At 49.3% G+C, this 225-nt stretch carries 1 protein-coding gene; it reads right to left on the bottom strand.

Going from position 1 to position 225, the window contains the following annotated elements; all coding sequences use genetic code 11:
* On the bottom strand, positions 1-225 hold a 225-nt coding region (locus tag HJW02_RS13245), incomplete at both ends, for a PQQ-dependent sugar dehydrogenase (protein ID WP_208050716.1).

Here is a 225-nt window from a genome sequence, read left to right as displayed (position 1 = left end):
CCACCGCGAGGGCCGTGTTCGATCGACCAGAGTCTTTGAGTCGGGAAGTCGTAAAACAGGCCTTGAGGGTTACGATGACCATAACTCCAAATCTCATTCAAAACCTTGTTGTTATCCTTGAAAGGGTTATCACTTGGCGTGCTTCCATCAGCATTCAACCGTAATATTGCTCCCGCATGAGTTAAGGTGTTTTGGCCGTTATCTCGGTCACCGCGATCGCCTATC

Origin of the sequence: Akkermansia sp. GGCC_0220 (assembly GCF_017566105.1) — a bacterium.
In the GTDB taxonomy this organism is placed as follows: domain Bacteria; phylum Verrucomicrobiota; class Verrucomicrobiia; order Verrucomicrobiales; family Akkermansiaceae; genus Akkermansia; species Akkermansia massiliensis.
Note: the sequence above shows the minus strand (reverse complement) of the source record. Positions and strands in the feature narration are given on the sequence as shown.